General features: G+C 65.3%; 16 protein-coding genes and 1 pseudogene. 8 read left to right on the top strand and 9 right to left on the bottom strand.

The genetic code is table 11. The annotated features are described in order from the left end of the window. Positions 1-9: 9 nt before the first annotated feature. The 3 genes from CXR29_RS06265 to CXR29_RS06255 all read right to left on the bottom strand — a co-directional run bounded on the left by CXR29_RS06265 (position 10) and on the right by CXR29_RS06255 (position 2,892). A complete protein-coding gene (locus tag CXR29_RS06265; protein WP_101594837.1) occupies positions 10-705 on the bottom strand; it encodes a TetR/AcrR family transcriptional regulator in 696 nt (231 codons plus the stop codon). A gap of 60 nt (positions 706-765) precedes the next feature. Then, a complete protein-coding gene (locus CXR29_RS06260) occupies positions 766-1,563 on the bottom strand; it encodes a carbon-nitrogen hydrolase family protein (protein WP_127364160.1) in 798 nt (265 codons plus the stop codon). A 132-nt stretch (positions 1,564-1,695) separates the two neighbouring features. Then, positions 1,696-2,892, bottom strand: coding sequence for an MFS transporter (locus CXR29_RS06255; protein ID WP_101555156.1), 1,197 nt, complete (start codon positions 2,890-2,892; stop codon positions 1,696-1,698). Positions 2,893-3,010: 118 nt separating this feature from the next. Between CXR29_RS06255 and CXR29_RS06250 the strand changes: the two genes are divergently transcribed. Next, entirely contained in the window at positions 3,011-4,684 is a 1,674-nt protein-coding gene (locus tag CXR29_RS06250; protein ID WP_127364159.1) for a DUF885 domain-containing protein, read from the top strand. An 8-nt stretch (positions 4,685-4,692) separates the two neighbouring features. Next, positions 4,693-5,385, top strand: a complete 693-nt coding sequence (locus tag CXR29_RS06245) for a GntR family transcriptional regulator (RefSeq protein ID WP_127364158.1) — start codon at positions 4,693-4,695, stop codon at positions 5,383-5,385. Here the strand turns inward: CXR29_RS06245 and CXR29_RS06240 are convergent. The 5 genes and pseudogenes from CXR29_RS06240 to CXR29_RS06220 all read right to left on the bottom strand — a co-directional run bounded on the left by CXR29_RS06240 (position 5,358) and on the right by CXR29_RS06220 (position 11,679). After that, positions 5,358-6,101, bottom strand: a complete 744-nt coding sequence (locus tag CXR29_RS06240) for an aspartate/glutamate racemase family protein (RefSeq protein ID WP_127364157.1) — start codon at positions 6,099-6,101, stop codon at positions 5,358-5,360. The two genes, CXR29_RS06245 and CXR29_RS06240, sit on opposite strands and share 28 nt — an antisense overlap. 13 nt (positions 6,102-6,114) lie before the next feature. Then, positions 6,115-6,947 (bottom strand): annotated as a pseudogene (locus tag CXR29_RS06235) (cytosine permease). A 330-nt stretch (positions 6,948-7,277) separates the two neighbouring features. Further along, positions 7,278-8,762, bottom strand: coding sequence for an MFS transporter (locus CXR29_RS06230; protein ID WP_241241618.1), 1,485 nt, complete (start codon positions 8,760-8,762; stop codon positions 7,278-7,280). Positions 8,763-8,908: 146 nt separating this feature from the next. Next, positions 8,909-10,288: an LLM class flavin-dependent oxidoreductase gene (locus CXR29_RS06225; RefSeq protein ID WP_127364156.1), complete on the bottom strand. Its 1,380-nt coding sequence runs from the start codon at positions 10,286-10,288 to the stop codon at positions 8,909-8,911. A 59-nt stretch (positions 10,289-10,347) separates the two neighbouring features. Continuing rightward, positions 10,348-11,679, bottom strand: a complete 1,332-nt coding sequence (locus CXR29_RS06220; RefSeq protein ID WP_127364155.1) for an MFS transporter — start codon at positions 11,677-11,679, stop codon at positions 10,348-10,350. A 294-nt stretch (positions 11,680-11,973) separates the two neighbouring features. Here CXR29_RS06220 and CXR29_RS06215 point away from each other — a divergent pair, with 294 nt between their 5' ends. The 4 genes from CXR29_RS06215 to CXR29_RS06200 all read left to right on the top strand — a co-directional run bounded on the left by CXR29_RS06215 (position 11,974) and on the right by CXR29_RS06200 (position 15,279). Continuing rightward, positions 11,974-12,504, top strand: coding sequence for a flavin reductase family protein (locus CXR29_RS06215; RefSeq protein WP_083532606.1), 531 nt, complete (start codon positions 11,974-11,976; stop codon positions 12,502-12,504). Positions 12,505-12,565: 61 nt separating this feature from the next. Beyond that, on the top strand, positions 12,566-13,642 hold the full coding sequence (locus tag CXR29_RS06210; protein ID WP_127364154.1) for an Rv2578c family radical SAM protein: 1,077 nt from the start codon (positions 12,566-12,568) through the stop codon (positions 13,640-13,642). 43 nt (positions 13,643-13,685) lie between these two features. Further along, positions 13,686-14,420 carry a DsbA family oxidoreductase gene (locus tag CXR29_RS06205; protein WP_101555151.1) on the top strand — a complete coding sequence of 245 codons (735 nt, stop codon included), beginning with the start codon at positions 13,686-13,688 and terminating at the stop codon, positions 14,418-14,420. 112 nt (positions 14,421-14,532) lie between these two features. Further along, positions 14,533-15,279 carry an MgtC/SapB family protein gene (locus tag CXR29_RS06200; protein ID WP_127365283.1) on the top strand — a complete coding sequence of 249 codons (747 nt, stop codon included), beginning with the start codon at positions 14,533-14,535 and terminating at the stop codon, positions 15,277-15,279. Between the two features lie 31 nt (positions 15,280-15,310). Here the strand turns inward: CXR29_RS06200 and CXR29_RS17275 are convergent, their stop codons facing one another. Beyond that, positions 15,311-15,913, bottom strand: coding sequence for a TetR/AcrR family transcriptional regulator (locus tag CXR29_RS17275; RefSeq protein ID WP_164742785.1), 603 nt, complete (start codon positions 15,911-15,913; stop codon positions 15,311-15,313). Between the two features lie 91 nt (positions 15,914-16,004). Between CXR29_RS17275 and CXR29_RS06190 the strand changes: the two genes are divergently transcribed. Both CXR29_RS06190 and CXR29_RS06185 read left to right on the top strand, forming a co-directional pair. Further along, complete coding sequence (locus CXR29_RS06190; protein ID WP_127364153.1) at positions 16,005-17,189, top strand: ABC transporter permease; 1,185 nt, start codon at positions 16,005-16,007, stop codon at positions 17,187-17,189. 105 nt (positions 17,190-17,294) lie between these two features. Next, entirely contained in the window at positions 17,295-18,122 is an 828-nt protein-coding gene (locus CXR29_RS06185) for an MBL fold metallo-hydrolase (protein WP_206516259.1), read from the top strand. Positions 18,123-18,133: the final 11 nt, after the last annotated feature.

The following is an 18,133-nucleotide window of genomic DNA, read 5'->3' as shown; positions in this document are numbered from 1 at the left end:
GCTGCCTCCCTAATCGGCTTCTTCGCGGAAGAGTGAGCGCAGTTCGTCGAAGAGTCTGTCGATCACGGGGCCCGGATCGCCGTCGACCCGCCGCATCCGGGTGAACGTCGCCTTGAGCGCCATCATCGCCAAGGCGGCGACGGCCTCGGCTCGCGGAGAGACTTCGATATCGTCGTCGACGCCGTCACCGGTTTGAGCCCCCATGACATCCACCGGCGCCGAGGAGGTCCCGTCGAGCCGGCGTTGGATGATCTGTCGGAAGAGCCGTTCGTTGTTGCCCATCCGCGACATCTGCAGCGGAATCAGCGACGGGTCCTGTTTGAGCATGAGATGGTACTGATGCATGTCGTCGCGCTTTTCCATCCGGGTGGCGACGATGAACGCGAGCAGATGTTCGAGGTCGGCGACGAGGCGACCATGGGGTCCCCCGGCCTCGAACTCCTCGATGGCCGGTTGGTCCTCTTCGTCGAAGACGGTGTCCGCACGACCGAGCAGCGCTTCTTCCTTCGATGAGTAGTAGTTGAAGAACGTTCGCCGCGAGACTCCGCAGCGCTCACAGATGTCTTCGACGGTGACGTTGTGGTAGCCCTTCTCCAGGGCGAGGTCGATGGCTGCACGGCGCAGTGCCTGCCCGCGCTCGCGCTTCTTGCGTTCGCGCAGACCCTCGACCGGCGGCGACGCTTGGACCTCTGAACCAGAACTCATGAGAACAGTATTGCAGTCGGCGCATTTTCACCGGAAATGCGTCGGCCGCACGATTCGCAGTCAGTACCCGAGTCTGGCGTTCGTGAGCACCGGAACCGTCTCTGCCGCGGTGTCGGCCGCACTGAGATCGACGTCGACGATCTCGAGCCGTTCGGCGCCGTCGAGTGAGTTGAGCACCTTACCCAGGGGGTCGGAGACCAGACTGTGGCCGACTCCGGTCGGCCCTTTCTTCGGCACCGGGACCCCGGTGACTTCGGGGTCGGCTTGGCCGAGTGCGGCGATGAACATGTTCGAATCCAGGGCCCGGGCCCGGGCGAGGATCTCCCACTGTTCGGCCTTGCGCGGTCCTGCACCCCAGGAGGCGGCGACGACGGTCAGGCGTGCGCCGCGACGGCTGAGTTCGGCGAAGAGCTTCGGGAAGCGGATGTCGTAGCACAGCGCCAGGCCGATGTCCTCGCCGTCGACGGTGAAGAGCACCGGCTCCTCCCCCGCCGCGACGGTGTCGGATTCCTTGAAGCCGAAGGCATCGTAGAGGTGGATCTTCGCATAGTCGCTGCGCCGGCCGTCAGGGTAATAGACGGCGAGCAGGTTGATGACCTTGTCTTCCGTGGCCGCGAATTCGCCGACGACGACGGTGATCCCGGTCTCGACGGCGAGCTCACTCAGCACCTGTCTCCACGACTCGGTGTGCTCCTCGGCGATGGCGCGCAGTCCGGATCCGAAGGCCGACATCGTCGCTTCTGGGAAGACGACGAACCGGGCTCCCGTCGCAGCCGCCTGACGGGCATGGGAACGGACCTTCTCGAGGTTGTCGGCCACCTCGGTGGTGGTGTTGATCTGAGCGAGCGCGAACTTCATCCTCATCCTCCCGGGGCGGCAGACTTTGGGGACTCAAGCCTATCGCGACCACCCCTCCCCGTTGCTACCTGACGGCGGCTCAGCAACCTGGCGCGAGGTTGCTGAGCCGCCGTCAGGTAGCAATAAGGGGTGTCAGGTGAGGTATTCGCGGCCGGGGCGACCGCCTCGGCGACGTCCGTGCACCCACACGTACACGCCGATGGCGACCACGACGAGTCCGGCGCAGACCAGGAACATGCCGTTTCCACCGGTGAACGGGTAGAGGAAGCCGAGGACGACGGGGCCGATGCCGGACCCCGCGTCGAGGAGCAGGAAGAACGACGCGGTGGCGACGGGGACGCGGTTCATCGGCACGGATTTGACGGTGATGGCCTGCATGCATGGCATCAGGGAGCCGAAGCCGAGACCGATGAGCACTCCGGCCAGGACGATGCCCGTCATCGTCGGCCACAGCGCCAGCAGGACGTTGCCGGCGATATCGGCGATGAAGACGGGGAAGATCACCGCATTGTCTCCGAGCGTGTCCTGCAGCCGGCCGACGAACAGGCGGGCGAACAGCGACGCCACGGCGAAGGCCACGAAGAACAGGGACGCGGCCGAGGCGACGCCGTGTTCGGCCGCATATCCGGCGAGGAACACCAGCGCCGCGGCGTAGGCGGTGCCCGCCAGAAGCATGACCGAGCCGATCCGCAGTCCGTCCCGGTCGACGAGGGTGCCGAGCTTGAGATGCCATTTCGTCCGCCGCTGGTAGTCGCTGATCTCCTGCACCGGAAGCCGAATGAGGAGACAGCAGATGAGGGCGAGGACGGACATGAACGCCGAGGCGACGAAGAGCATGACGAAGTCGAACTCACGGGGCAGGATGACCCCCAGGTACGGTCCGAGCGCCGTCGACAGGGTCGTCGCCGTGCCGAAGTATCCGGTGCCCTCGCCTCGGCGAGAGGCGGGGATGATGCTCTGGATCGCCGTCATGATCGCCGTGTTCCCGGCACCGAAGGCGATTCCGTGGACGATGCGCAGCGTCAGCAGCAGAGTGAGGTCGCCGGCGAAGATATAGGCCAGTGAGGCGAGCACGGAGACCGCCATGGTGATGATGAGCAGCTTGCGGCGACCGATGAAGTCGAGGTACTTGCCCGTCAGCACGCGAGCGATCACGGCACCGACGACGAACGATGAGGAGGCGAAGCCGGCAGCGGCCTCACCGGCGGAGAACCGTGCCACCGCGTACCCGGCCATCGATGTCATGAGCAGGTAGAAGACCATCGACATCGTCAGGTTGAGCCCGATTCCGACGATGAAGTCCTTCGTCCACAGCTTCGCTCGTGCCACGGGAATTCGGTCTCTCTTTCTGCTGTCGGCGGGGAACAGTGACACATTAGCGGGTTCCCCGCGATTGCGCGGTCCGGTCCACCGCGGATGTGACTCAGCTCGCGATAGGGTGGTCATCATGACTGAGAAGAGAACCCCCTCCGCCGTCGATGCGGTCGCCGAAGACTACGTCGATGACATGCTCGCCCTCTCCCCCTCGCTCGCCCTCTACCTCGGACTCGACGGTGCGCAGGGCTTCGACGACTTCTCTCCGGCCGGGCTCTCCGCGGTCAACGAGGTCACCGTCCGGACCCTGGCCCGCCTCGATGAGGTTGAGGCCGGCTCCGACCTCGACGATGTCGACCTCGTGACCATCGACGCGATGCGTGATCGTCTCGGCGTCGATCGGGACTATTTCGCCGCCGGGATCAAGCACGCCAGCCTCAATGTCATCGAATCCCCGCTGCAGCAGGTCCGTGACTCCTTCGACCTCATGCCCACGGAGACCACGGCCGATTGGGAGACGATCTCGACCACTCTGGCCGCTGTGCCCGGCTCGCTGGCCGGCTACCAGGAATCCCTGGCGATGGCGCGCGACAACGGCCGCGTCGCTGCCCGCATCCAGGTCGAGAAGGTCATCGAACAGGCCCGTGCCCTGGCCGAGCCCGGCAGCAACTTCGATCGTCTCGTCGCCGGAGCCGAGGTTCCCGACGCTCTGCGTTCGGATCTCGACACCCACGCCGAGGCGGCCCGCAAGTCCGCCGCGGGACTGGCCGATTTCCTCGGCGAAGAGGTGCTGCCTGCCGCCGGCGAGGACGAAGCGTGCGGTCGCGACGCCTATGCGCTCTACTCCCGGGACTTCCTCGGTGCGCAGGTGGACTTCGACGAAACCTATGCCTGGGGTCTCGGCGAACTCGAGCGCATCGATGCCGAGCAGCGCGAGGTGGCTGCGACGATCATGCCCGGCGCCGATCTGTTCGAGGTTATGGACGCGCTGAACAACGATCCGCAGCGGACCCTGAACGGCGCCGAGGCGCTGCGGACCTGGATGCAGGACGTGGCCGATGAGGCCATCCGCGAACTCGGCAAGTCCCATTTCGATATTCCCGAACCCGTGCGCACGATCGAGTGCATGATCGCGCCCTCAGCCACCGGCGGCATCTACTACACGGGCCCGACCGACGACTTCTCCCGCCCCGGCCGCATGTGGTGGTCGGTGCCCGAAGGCGTCACCGAATTCGCCACCTGGCAGGAGAAGACCACCGTCTACCACGAGGGTGTGCCCGGCCACCATCTGCAAGTCGGCCAGGCCACCTACGTCTCCGACACACTCAACCGCTGGCGCCGCCTCATGTGCTGGGTGTCCGGCCACGGTGAGGGGTGGGCACTGTACGCGGAGAAACTCATGGCCGATCTCGGATTCCTCGACGACCCCGGCGATTATCTGGGCATGCTCGATTCGCAGCGGCTGCGTGCCGCTCGCGTGGTCCTCGACATCGGCTTCCACTTGCGTCTTCAGGCACCTGAGAGCCTCGGCGGAGGAATCTGGAACCGGGAGAAGGCCTGGCAGTTCCTCACGGACAATGTGGCCATGGACCGGTCGTTCCTGGCCTTCGAACTCGACCGCTACCTCGGTTGGCCCGGACAGGCGCCGAGTTACAAGATCGGCCAGCGGCTGTGGGAGCAGTACCGTGACGAGGCGAAGTCTGCGGCAGGATCCGACTTCGATCTCAAGGACTTCCACACTCGGGCATTGGGACTCGGCTCGGTCGGGCTCGATACTCTGGGCCGCGCCATGAAGCGCTCACGGTGAGGGACCGGATGAAATCTGCTGAGAGTCCCCAGTCGGAGACCGTTCGGGTCACCGAGGCGTTGCGCAATGAGATCATCGAAGGCCATCGTCGACCGGGTTCGCGTCTGGTCGAACGCAACCTCGCCACCGAGCTCGGCGTCTCCAGGGTGCCCATCCGCGAGGCGCTGAAGAAGCTGGCCTCGGAAGGGCTGGTGACGAACCGTCCGAACACCTGGTCGACGGTCAGGGAGTTCTCCCCCAGCGACATCGCCGACCTCAACGAGGTGCGCACGGTCTTCGACGTCCTCTCCTTCGAACTCGCCGCTCAGCGCCATACAAGGGAGGGGCTGGCCCGGTTGGAGGCCACGATGCTCAAGGGCCGGGAGCTCGCCGACGCCGGGGACGTCGCCGGTGCCCATCGCTGTGCCGCGGAGTTCCATACCATCGTCACCGAGCTCTCGGGCAATGAACTCCTCGGTGAGATCGGTGCCCTGCTGGATTCGCGGATGCGGTGGCAGCTGAGTCAGCATGATGACCTCGCGGTCGTCGCCACCGAGCATGCCGAACTCTTCGACGCCATCGCCCGCCGGGATCAGGCGCTGGCCGGATCACTGGCCGGCCGCCACCTGGGAACGAGTCAGGAGCAGCACGACAAGCATTCGAAGCGGTTGGCCGAAGTCGGCCCCGAGGAAGCTCAGGCCGACCCGGCCGGCGCCGACTGACCGAACGGCCAGCCGCTGAGCTTCTTCTCCCGGGCAGGAGCAAAGGTGCGCACCTTCGACGTGCTCAGCCCCAGTCCGACGAGAGATTCGGCCAGGCGCACAGCGGCCGTGACTCCGTCGACGACGGGCACGGCACTGCGCTGCGTGATCGTCTCGCCGAGCTCCGCCATTCCCCCGCAGCCGAGCACGATGACTTCGGCACGGTCACGGTCGACCGCCTCGGCGGCCTGATCGGCGATCGCCTCGATCGCGGCCTGCGGGTTCTCCTCGAGCTCGAGCACGGCCATCCCCGATGCCCGCACGGACACGCAGTGGGCGTCGAAGCCGGCCAACAGCAGTCGGTCCTCGATGAGCGGAACGGTCCGATCGAGCGTGGTGACGACCGAGAAGCGACGCCCGAGGAACATCGCCAGGGCCGCCCCCGCCTCGGTGATGTCGATGACCGGCACGTCCAGCAGCTCCTGCAGGCCTTCGCGGCCGTGCTCGCCGTACCCGGCTTGGATCACGGCATCGAACTCGCCGGGGTATTTCAGAACCGCATCCATGACGCCGAGGGCTGCAAGATGGCTTTCGACGTTGCCTTCACAGGATTCGGCGCCGAAGTCGGGAGTCAGACCGATGATCTCGGTTCCCGCCGAGGCGGCCTGCCGTGCCGCGCGGGCGATGCCCTCGGTCATCGACTCGGTCGTGTTGACGTTGACGACGAGGATTCTCATAGGTCGGCTCCGATCAGTGGTGGGTCGGGACGGCGATCTCCTCACCGTCGACCTCGCGGAATGTGAAGTCGCGGCGGGCGATGACGAAGTAGATGAGGGCGGCGATCGCGGCCCCGGAGAACCAGGAGAACTCGGAGATGCCGGAGAAGGCGGGCACGAGAGCGAAGACGAGTGAGATCGCCGAGGCGGGGATGAAGGCTCCGATGGCTCTCCAGTTGACCCCGCGGTGGTAGAAGTACTCTCCGTCGCCGGCCTCGGTGTAGAGCTGGGGCACGTTGACCTTCGTCTTGCGCACCACCCAGTAGTCGACCATGATCACGCCGAACAGGGGTCCGAGCAGGGCGCCGAGTCCGCCGAGGAAGTAGACGATGACCACCGGGGAGTCGTACAGGTTCCACGGCAGGATGACGAAGCCGATGACGGCGGAGATGAGAACCAGGCGATGGCGACGATGCCCCTCACCGAGGCGGCCAGTTGGGCCCCATGGATGCCGAAGGAGATCCGGCTCATCACCGGATAGGGCACTCCCGTCTTGTATCCCATGAAACCGGAGAGGGTGAGCAGGAAGAACAGCAGAGCGGCACCGACGAGGAGCGCCACGAGGATCTGCCAGGCTCCGAGGCCGAGAGCGAAGAGTCCCAGTGCGAACCCGTAGTTGCCCAGGGAGTGGACATCGTTGGCCCACAGGGTGAAGACGCTGTAGGCCGTCCAGCTGCGCCCCTCCTTACGGGACGGGGCGAGGTCCGCATTGTAGAAGCGCGGACTGATGCGGTGAGCCGCCAGCTGATCGGGGCTGGGCCCCAGGCGGGTGGGCACGGGTGCCTCCGCCGACTCGGTCTTCCTCATGCAGTCCACTCCTTGGATCCGATCAATGCCCAACTGGGATACCAAAAAAGTAAACACAGCACTGCGGCACGGCGATCTGACGAATTCAGAGTAACCCAGCTCACATCCCGGTGGCAATGAATCGCGCCGGGAGATTTCGCCTAGCCCCTCTATTCGCGCCGATCGGCCACGACCGCCTGGACGGGGACGCGATCGCACCACAGCCGATATGCCACTTCGTGTAATGGCATACCATTCACGCTCTGTTTGGCCGTTTCCCCTGGTCTTGGGCGTTTCAGCCGGTCGTCGGCGACAGACACAGTGGTGAGGCGAGAACACTCAGCGAGACTCTCAGCTCTCGTGTTCGACGTCCTTGGCGGTCGGGTCCCAGGCGACGATGCCGACGGCGATCGCGCCGGCCAGCGGTGCGCAGGCGACGATCCAGAACACTCCGGTGCCCAGGGACGCCGCGAGGATCGGGAACATGATGAGCGAGACGATCGAGAACGCGCGCAGGACAGACTGGTTGAATCCGATGCCGATTCCGCGCAGCCGCGTCGGATAGGACAGGGTCGCATAGTTCATGAGGTTCGCTCCCGGCCCGCCGGCCTGAGCGAAGACGAAGGCCGCGAGCATGGCCACGGCGACGAGGACGAGAGCCCCGTTCGGGATGCCCACCAGGGCCAGCGTTCCCAGAGCCAGAGCCTGGATGACGAATCCGATGAGGGTGATCTTCCGGGTGCCGAAGCGGTTGACGATGCTCATGCCCAACAGGCCGCCGATCGTTCCGAAGCCCAGGTTGATGACCAGTGAGGCGATGATCGTGATCAGCGGGGTCTGGTGGAAGAGCGTGGTGATGATGAGCGGGGTGCCGTAGGCGACGGCGTTGTAGCCGAAGGTCGAGAACACGGAGACGCAGAGCGCGACGATCGTGCGCACCCGGTAGCGCGGGGAGAAGAGTTCGGCGAAGCCGGCCCACCGTCCGCCCTTGACCGGCGCGGACGAAGCGTTCGGGGTCTCGCGGGCGTCGGCGGGAGCGAGTTCGACGTTGAGGTTGTGGTGGCTGCGCATGACTTCGACGGCGCCTCGCAGGTCGCCCTGGTTGGCCAGCCATTCGGGTGATTCGGCAAGGTAGCGGCGGCGGACGAGGAGGACGATGAGGGCGGGGACGGCACCGAATCCGACGACGATGCGCCACAGGATCGCATGCTGGTCATACGGCAGGGTGATGAAGATGATGAGCACGATGACGTAGCCCATGCCGGTGGCGAAGTACCAGGCCGGCGACCAGGCGTTGACCCGCTGTGAGCGATTGCCTCTGCCTTTGAGCTTCGAGAATTCGGCGAGGAACGCCATCGCCACCGGCAGATCGAGTCCGACGCCGATGCCCATGACGAAGCGGAAGGCGATGAGGACCCATTCGTTCGGTGCCACGGCACAGCCGATGGCGGCGACGACGAAGAAGACCATATCGGCCATGAAGAGCCTGTAGCGTCCGAACCGATCGACGAGGTATCCGCCGAAGAGTGCGCCGATGACGGCTCCGACCATGATCGCGGCGTTGACGAGTCCGGTCATGAAGCCGTTCAGGCCGAATTGCTCCTGGATGGCGGTGATGCCGAAGGCCAGGGAGGAGAAGTCGTAGGCATCCATGAAGATCCCGCCGAGAGCGAGAATGATCACGGCCGTCGTCTTCGTCCCCTGGGAGCCGAATTCGGCGAGGATCGAGTGGATATCGGACGCCGAGGAGACGATGCGCGGAGCCTGCATCGCCGCCTGTCCGTTCCGGGAGGATGGTGTCTGTGCCGCGTTCGCGGCGGGATCTGTCGAAGTCACAGTCGATAAGTATCCGACTCCCGCGGCTGATCACCGGCGCCCGTTGTCATACTTCGTCACCGACTGAGGCCTCGGTCACCGGACCGACGAACGGCCGCAGACCAGAATGGTCCACGGCCGTTCCCGGTGAGTCAGTTCGTGTTCGATCACACGCGAGCACCCTCGCCGAGGCGGTACCTGGCACCCGTGTGGTCCTCGGCCAGACGGGGTCCGCCTCCGGTGAGCTGTTCGCGCACGGTGGCACCGGCGACCGGTTCGGGCAGGAGTCCGCGGCGGCGCAGCTCCGGCGAGACGTACTTCGTGAAGCGTTCGGCATCGGCCGGGCGCACGGCCGCGGCGATGTTGAATCCGTCGATATCTGCTTCATCCATCCACCGCTGGAATTCGTCGACGATGGTCTCCGGCGATCCGGTGATGACCGGCCCGCGTCCGCCGAGGGCGACGAACTCCGCGAGGTCCCGGATCGTCCACGGCTTGTCCCCGGCCATGGTGGTGAAGGAGGCGAGTGCGGACTGGTTGGCGTCGGTCGACACGTATTCGAGGGTGTCATCGGGTGAGGCCCCGGACAGGTCGACGCCGGTCCATCCGCCGAACAGGGAGAGTGCGGATTCGGTGTCGACGTAGCGACGATAGTCGGCAAGTCGCGCCTCGGCGGCGTCGTCCGTGTCGTCGACGATGACGGTGGCCAGCGCGAAGATCTTCACAGCGTCGCGGGCGCGTCCGCGCTCTTCGAGTCCGTCGCGGACCTTGTCGACCCAGCTGCGCAGGATCTCCGGTGTCGGCCCGGAGAAGAAGATCGCCTCGGCGTGGTCGAGGGCGAATTCCTGTCCGCGCTTGGATGCGCCGGCCTGGAAGAGCAGTGGGGTGCCCTGCGGTCCGGGGACGGCGAGCGCCTGACCGGGAACGGTGAAGAACTTGCCATCGTGGTCGATGTCGCGCACCTCATTCGGGTCGACGAATACGTTGGCGTCGGCATCGGCTTTGAGCGCGTCCGGGGTGATCGAGCCCTCGAACAGCTTGTACATGACCTCCATGAACTCGTCGGCCCGGTCGTAGCGCTCATCGTGCGGGATCTGGCCCTTGAGCCCGAGGTTGCGGGCGGCGGAGTCGACATAGCTGGTGACGATGTTCCAGGCGACTCGACCGTTGGTGAAGTGGTCGAGGGTGGTCAGGGTGCGGGCGAGCAGGTAGGGCTTCTCGTAGGTCACCGAGGCGGTCACGCCGAATCCCAGCGTCTTCGTGGCCGCGGCCATGGCCGGGACTGCGACGAGGGGGTCGAGCAGCGGGAACTGCACTCCCCCGCGGTTCGTGATGTCGGCGTTGCCGCCGTACACGTCGTAGACGCCGAGGATGTCGGCGAGGAAGAGCGAGGAGAATCCTCCGTCTTCGAGGGTCTTGGCCAGGTCGGTCCAGAAGGACAGCTGAGTGAACTCGTCGACCCGTGATTCCGGGTGGCGCCACAGTCCGGGCGACTGATGGACCGGGGTCATCATGTCGAAGGCGTTGAGCAGGATCGGTTTCGTCATGGGTGTCTCCTAATCGTGGTGGTGCGATGAGCGTGGGGCCGACGAAGCGGCGGGTGCGTTCAGTCCGCGGTGCGTGCGAGCTCTCGGGCAGGGTCCTTTGCGCCGATGGCGGCGATGAGCGAGAGGACGCACAGCAGGGTGAGGTAACCGCAGATGAGCCAGGGCGAGTGCCCTCCGGCGACGTAGAGCAGGGCTGCAACCATCGGCATGATTCCGCCGCCGATGACGGTGCCCAGCTGGTAGCCCATATTCACGCCCGAGTAGCGGACCTCGATGGGGAACTGTTCGGCGAACCACGCGGCCTGCGGGCCGTAGATCGCATCGTGGGCGAGGTTCATGCCGAGGATGACGATGATGGGCAGGAATGCCAAGGGGCCCGAGTCGAGGAAGGCGAAGAAGATCCAGCCGAAGACGGCGACGCCGATGATGCCGCCGATGGTCACGCGTTTGCGACCGACCTTGTCCGAGACCCACCCCCAGAGAGGCCCGGTGAACAGTCCGATCGCCGAGGCGATCATGACGGCCGTGACACCCGAGGTCGAGTCGCCGCGGTTCTCCGACAGGTAGCTGAGCATGTAGACGGTGATGAGGTAGAAGACGCTGTTCTGCGCCAGGCGGAGTCCGATGGTGGCGAGGAGGACCCGTGGGTGTTTGGTCAGCACGTCGCGCAGCGGCGCCTTGGCGACATCGCCGGAGGCTTTGAGCTCCTGGAATTCCGGAGCATCGGAGACGCCGAGGCGGACCCAGAGTCCCAGCGCGACGAGCAGAGCGGAGGCGAGGAAGGGGATGCGCCAGCCGAAGGCTTCGAACTGTTCGTCGGTGAGCAGGCTCTGGACGGCGAAGAAGGCGCCGGTGGCCAAGAGCATTCCCGCAGCCGAGCCGATCTGGGTGAAGGAGCCGAACAGTCCGCGCTTGCTCGCCGGTGCGTGTTCGACCGAGAGCAGTGCCGAGCCGCCCCATTCCGCTCCGGCCGAGAGTCCCTGCACGATGCGCAGGACGACGAGGGCAGCAGCTGCCCACCAGCCGATCGCACTGAAGTTCGGGACGAGTCCGATGAGCGTCGACGCGATTCCCATGGACAGCAGGGAGACGACGAGAAGAGCCTTTCTGCCCACCCGGTCGCCGAGATGGCCGGCGATGATGCCGCCCAGTGGTCGGGCGAAGAAGCCGACGGCGAGGCTGGCGAAGGCGGCGAGACTGCTGCCCAGCTCACTGTGGCTGGGGAAGAACTGGACATTGAAGATCAGGGCCGCGGCGGTGCCGTAGAGGTAGAAGTCGTACCACTCGATCGTCGTTCCGGCGAAGGCCGAAGCCAGCACCCGCTTCTTCCCCGACAAGAGCCGCTGCGGTGGGTCCTGGGTTCTCGGTGCGGTGACCGACGTCTGCGTCATGTGATGCTCCTCTGCGGCGGGGTTCGGTCGGCTCGCTGCCAGGCGAGTCCGTGTTTCGCTGAGCAATCTATGCCCGGACCTCGCAGGCACCTGCACTTTAGTGTCACGTCCCGACGCTCAGCTTCATATGTGGTCATAAGTCGTCTTCGTATGACCTTGGCCACGATGGAAACGGTTCCGATTTGCAATGATCGACTTCATAGGCACTCGCAGACGACCTCGTCGACCTTGTCTGCTCAACAGATCAGCAGGCGCCCGAGACTCCGACGACCACACGAAGACAGAGGTGAAGGAATGACGCTCTTGGCAGACCCCACCACACAATCACCGGCACCGGTGACCCCCGCAACACCTGAGACCCTCCGCGAGACCTTCTCCCACTTCCCTCAGGGCGTTGCCTTCATCGGGGCCGAGGTCGATGCGGCACCCCTCGGCCTCGTCGCCTCCACGCTCACCGTCGGCGTCTCCCTCGACCCGCCGTTGGTCAGCGTCGCGGTCCAGAACTCGTCGACCACCTGGCCCACCCTGCGCCGGGCACCTGAGCTCGGGATCTCCCTCCTCGGCTCCGACCAGGAGCACCTGGCCCGGCAGCTGGCGTCGAAGGACCGCAGTCGACGCTTCACCGGCGTCAGCCCCGAGGTCACGGCCGGAGGCGGGCTGACGATTCCCGGCAGCTCCGCATTCCTCTGGACCCGGCTCTACGAGGAGGTCGCAGCCGGCGATCATACCGTGGCCCTGCTCGAGATCCTCGGCACCCGCAACGACGACGGACCCGAGGCGCTGGTCTTCCACCGCAGCGAGTTCAAGGGTCTGCGCGTCTCCTGAGCCTGGCTGATCACGGCGCCCCACCCTTGACTCCGATTCGAACTCATGTTCGAATGAAGTCATGCGGTGGAACGAAACGAGTGACGACACCGACTCGGGCTCCCCGGTCCTCTTCGGAACGAAGGGACTGATCCGGTCGGTGCAGACGCCGGAATTCTCAGGAATCACCTTCCACGAGGTACTGGCGAAGTCCGCTCTCAACAACGTCCCGCGGTCCAGTTCGATGCCGTTTTCCTGGACGGTCAACCCCTACCGCGGCTGCTCGCACGCCTGCGTGTACTGCTTCGCAAGGAACACCCACCGCTACCTCGATCTCGACTCCGGGACCGACTTCGATCGCCAGGTCGTCGTCAAGGTCAATGTCGCCGAAGTCCTCGCCGCCGAACTGATACGCCCGAAGTGGGCGCGTGACCATGTCGCCCTGGGCACGAACACCGACCCCTATCAGCGGGCCGAAGGCCGCTACTGCCTGATGCCGGGAATCATCACTGCCCTGGCCGAGCAGTCGACACCGATGTCGATTCTGACCAAGGGCACGCTGCTGCGCCGCGATCTGCCGCTGCTGGCCCGCGTCGCCGAAGACGCTCCGGTGGAAATCAGCACGTCGATCGCCGTCCACGACGACGCCCTGCAGCAGAGCATCGAGCCCGGCACGCCGACGACGAAGGCCCGACTGGCCACCGTACGCGCGGCCGCCGAGCTCGGGTTCGACGTCACCGTCTTCATGATGCCGATCATGCCGAAGCTCACCGACTCCCGCGACCACCTCGAATCCGCACTCCGAGCGATCAAGGACGCGGGTGCCGCACGAGTCGTCTACGGAGCGCTGCACCTGCGCCCCGGCGCCCGCGAGTGGTTCTTCGAGTGGCTCGAACGCGAACACCCCGAGCTCCTCCCCCGCTACCGCACGATGTATGCCCGGTCCTCCTACGCGTCGAAGGAGTATCGACGGTGGCTCGGTGAGCGCATCAACCCGCTCATCGACCGCTTCGGATTGCGAGGCCGCAGCGATGACGACTATCCGGCGACTTCCCGGATGCGCGGACGCAGGGAATCGAACCGAACCCCGCGGCAGCCAAGCCTGCAGACGGCACCGGCCCAGCAGTTCGCCGCCCCGGCGCAGCAGGCGCTGTTCTGAATCGGACCGGAATATCCGCGCGTCGGGCCCGGTTGGCATTGATATGAAGATTGAGATCTGGTCGGACATCGCCTGCCCCTGGTGCTATATCGGAAAACGTCGCTTCGAGGATGCCCTCGGTACGTTTGCCCATAAGGACGATGTCGACGTCCAGTGGCGCAGCTTCCAGCTGGACCCGAGCCTGCCCGATCACTTTGACGGCACCGAGACCGAATACCTCAGCCAGATGAAGGGCATGCCCGCCGCTCAGGTGCGGCAGATGTTCGACCATGTCACGCAGCAGGCCGCCGCAGTCGGTCTGAACTACGACTTCGATTCGATCGTCGTGGCCAACAGCTTCACCGCCCATCGCTTCCTCCACTTCGCCAAGACTCACGGGCTCATGTCACAGGCCAAGGAAGCGCTGCTGTCGGGGCACTTCGAGAAGGGGCGCGACATCGGTGACATCGATTATCTCGCCGAGGTGGGGCGTGAGATCGGCCTCGATTCCGACGAAGTCCGTCGCGTCCTCGCAACCGATGAGTACTCCGAGGAGGTGCGGTCCGATATCAGCGAGGCACGCTCGCTCGGCGCCAACGGCGTCCCGTTCTTCGTCATCGACCGCAAGTACGGCATCTCCGGGGCGCAGTCGGCCGACGTCTTCACCCAGGCCCTCGAGACGGCATGGGTTGAGGGCCAGAAGCTCACGGTGCTCGCCGGCCCTCCGCAGTCAGCCGACAAAGACAAGGCAGATGAACTCACCGAGGGCGCAGTCTGCGGCCCGGACGGCTGCCACTAAAAGCCCCCCTCCCTTATTGCTACCTGACGGCGGCCCAGCAACCTCGCGCGAGGTTGCTGGGCCGCCGTCAGGTAGCAACTAGGGGGTTGGGTGGGGCTATGGTGAAGTGACTATGGTCAACTCCTCGTCGTTTGAGAACATCCTGGGCAGCGCAGGACTGCTCCAGGCCGGTCTGCTGCTGGCCAGCTTCGTCCTGTGCTCATTCATCGGCTTCGAACGACAGTTCAGGCAGAAGGCTGCCGGCTACCGCACCCACGTGCTCGTCGGCATCGGCACCTGCGCCTTCACGCTGATCTCCGCCTATGGGTTCGAAGGCGTGCTCGACAACGACGTCCGCCTCGATCCTTCACGGATCTCCGCGCAGATCGTCTCCGGCATCGGCTTCCTCGGCGCCGGAGTGATCTTCAAGGGACGCAACATGGTCCGCGGGCTCACCACTGCCGCGACGATCTGGGTCACGGCCGCCGTCGGTATGGCCTGCGGCGCCGGGATGCTGCTCTTGGCGACGATGCTCACTGCCCTCCACCTGTTCACGCTCTTCGTCATCGCTCCCCTGATCCGCAAGATCCCCAACAGCGACCACCGCAAACTGCTGCGGGTGTCCTACCGCGACGGAGCGGGAGTCCTCCGCGAGATCCTCGCCCTCGCCGGCCAAATGGGATTCAAGAACACCATCGTCGATTCGCGGCGGTTCGAGTCCGCCGACGGGACGCGGATGGTCCAGGTCGACGTGAGATTCAACGGAAAACGACCCCTGCACCTGCTTGTGGCCCCGCTCATGGAGCTGAACGGAGTCGAAACGGTGAGCATGCGCGAAGACCGCGTCCATTCGGTCGATGACGACGGCGACTCCGTCTGAGCAGCGGAGGAACGAAGAAGTCGACGCTGACTCAGAACTCGATGTTAGAGAGCACGGCTTCGATTCCGGCACGGACTCGCACTCTGGAGGGTTCGCCGAAGACGGTCGACTGGACGACTGCGCCCTGGATCATGGCCAGCAGGCCGGGCACCAGAACCGCGGCCCGAGCCCGCGCGGTCTCTGCATCCACTCCCCGTTGGTCCTGCAAGTAGAGAGCGAGGTAGTCGGTGAACTCTGCGATGAGCGTTTCGAAGGTACCCCTGGCGAAATTCGCGAACTCCATGTCGTAGGAGGACTCACCCCACACCTGAACCATCACCGGTGAGAACGGGTTGTCGATGAGCAGTGAATCGATGATCTCGACGAACACCTCCGCAGGAGCCGTCACCTCACCACCGGATGTGGCTGCATCGAGCACCGCCATGCGCGGCCCCATCACCCGGCGGGCGACGTCGATCATCAGGTCGGCCTTCGACGCATAGTAGACATAGACGGCTCCGGCCGACAGCCCCGCCTCCTTGACGATATCGGCCATCGACGCACCGGCGAATCCTTTGCGGGCAAAGCATGTCAGAGCCGCATCTTGGATCCTGGTACGCATCGCGGCCTTGTGCTCCTCGGTGACCTTCGGCACTTCTCCCCCTAAAAACGAATGGCCATTCTTGATATATCCTAGCCGATGGTTTCATAATGAACGAGTATTCGTTTTCGATGATTGGACAGACATGCCGACCCAGATACTCGGCCGAGAAGACGCGGCCGACCGTTCGGCCGCGAGCACGACACCGGCGACGACAGCCCAGGATGCTCCCCCGCAGTTCGGACGGGCCGTCCTCGTCGCCGCCCTTGCCGCAGCCGTCGTCAGCCTCGTACTGCTCGCCTTCAGCTGGCCGACCGTGACCTCGGATCCCAAGGATCTGCCGATCGCCGCCGTCGGTGATGAAGAGCAGATCGACCGGATCTCCGGCAACGCCCCCGACGGCATGCTCGATCTCAAGCGCGTCGATTCCCGCGCCGAGGCGGTGCAGCTCATCAAGGAGCGTGAGGTCTACGGAGCCTTCGTCCTCGAGGACGAACCGGAGATCCTCATCGCCAAGGCCGCCTCCCCAGCAGTCGCGCAGCAGCTCAGCGGAATCGGCACCCAGATGCAGCACAACATCGACCAGCAGGCGATCTCGGGCCTTCAGGAAGGCACGAAGAAGATGCAGGAGCAGATGCAGAAGGCCCTCGAAGCCGCGGCCGCCGGCCAGGCCCCACCCCAGAGCAACCCGGCGGGAGAAGGCGCCGATCCGGCCGCCTCGGCGATGGAGATTCCGCAGGTGAAGATCACCGACGTCGTTCCGCTCTCCGATGACGATCCCTCCGGCGCGGGACTGGCCATCGCGGGACTGCCCCTGACCCTCGGCGGAATCGTCGGAGGTGTGCTCACCAGCATGGGCATCCGCTCGCGGCGGATGCGCCTGGTCGGCACCGTCGTCTACGGAATCGTCGGCGGACTGGCCCTGGCGCTGATCATGCAGACCTGGTTCGGGATCCTGCAGGGGAATTTCGGCCTCAACGCACTGGCGATCGGGCTCTCGATCGCGGCGACGGTCGGGCTGATCAACGGCTTCGTTTCGCTCATCGGTCCTGCCGGCATCGCCATCGGTGCGGTGCTGACGATGCTGATCGGCAACCCGATCGCCTCGCTCAACCAGCCGAAGGAGTTCCTCGCCGGTTCATGGGGTGACATCGGCCAGTTCTTCGTCCCGGGTGCTGCGGGCACCCTGCTGCTCGATCTCTCCTACTTCCCCGACGCGCCCATGGCGCTCCAGTGGTGGGTGCTCAGCGCCTGGCTCGCCGGCGGCATCGCGCTCATCCTCGTCGGCCATGTCATCGCCCACAGGAAGGCGCACGCCGCCGCACACTGACGGGCCGCGCAGCGGTGGGACTCCCACCGATCCTGGTCTTCACTTCATGTGAGGACTAGGCTCGGTGGGAGTCTGTGGTTTCACGTGTGGGACCGAGAGGATGACATGGTGGCATTATCCGATGTGACGATCTGCCGCACCTGCGGGGTGGAGACGACGACCCCTCTGCCCGACTTGTGCCCGATCTGCGAGGATGACCGGCAGTGGGTCCCTGCCTCCGGCCAGCAGTGGACGACGCGGACGGAACTCGAGTCCGAGGGCCACCGCCTCACCATTTCCGAACGCGAACCCGGCCTCTTCGCCATCCGCGTCGAACCGAAGCTCGGAATCGGCCAGACCTGTTATCTCGCCTGCACCGATGCCGGCAATATGCTCTTCGACGTGCCCGCCTATATCGACGCCGAGGCGGTTACAGCGGTCCGTGACCTCGGCGGAGTCGCCGGCATCGCCGCCAGCCACCCGCATATGTTCGGCACCCAGTTGGAGTGGAGTGCCGCTTTCGACGATGCCCCCGTCTTCGTGTGCCGAGCCGATCTCGACTGGGTGCAGCGGACTGGGCGGGCCATCTGCCCCTATTTCCACGAGGCGGAACCGGTCCCCGGAGTGAGACTCCGACGCACCGGCGGTCATTTCCCGGGCAGCGCTGTAGCGGTATGGACGGGCGCCGACGGCACCGGGGTCATGCTCAGCGGAGATTCCATCGGTCCGGTGGCGCGGTCGGGATGGGTGACATTCATGCGCAGCTTCCCGAACTACCTGCCGCTGTCGGCGGCAGTCGTTCGGCGCATCGCAGCCTCGGTGAACGATCTCGACTTCGACCGCATGTACGGCAACTTCGGCCAGTCGATCGCCTCCGAAGCTCACTCAGCGGTGCAGACGTCGGCCAAGCGCTATGCCGAATGGGTCTCCGGTGAACACGATCGGCTCACCTGAGCTCTCCCGAC

It is taken from the genome of Brevibacterium linens, from assembly GCF_003999335.1.
GTDB lineage: Bacteria > Actinomycetota > Actinomycetes > Actinomycetales > Brevibacteriaceae > Brevibacterium > Brevibacterium linens.
The sequence above is the reverse complement of the archived record's forward strand: the minus strand, read 5'-3'. Positions and strand labels throughout refer to the sequence as shown.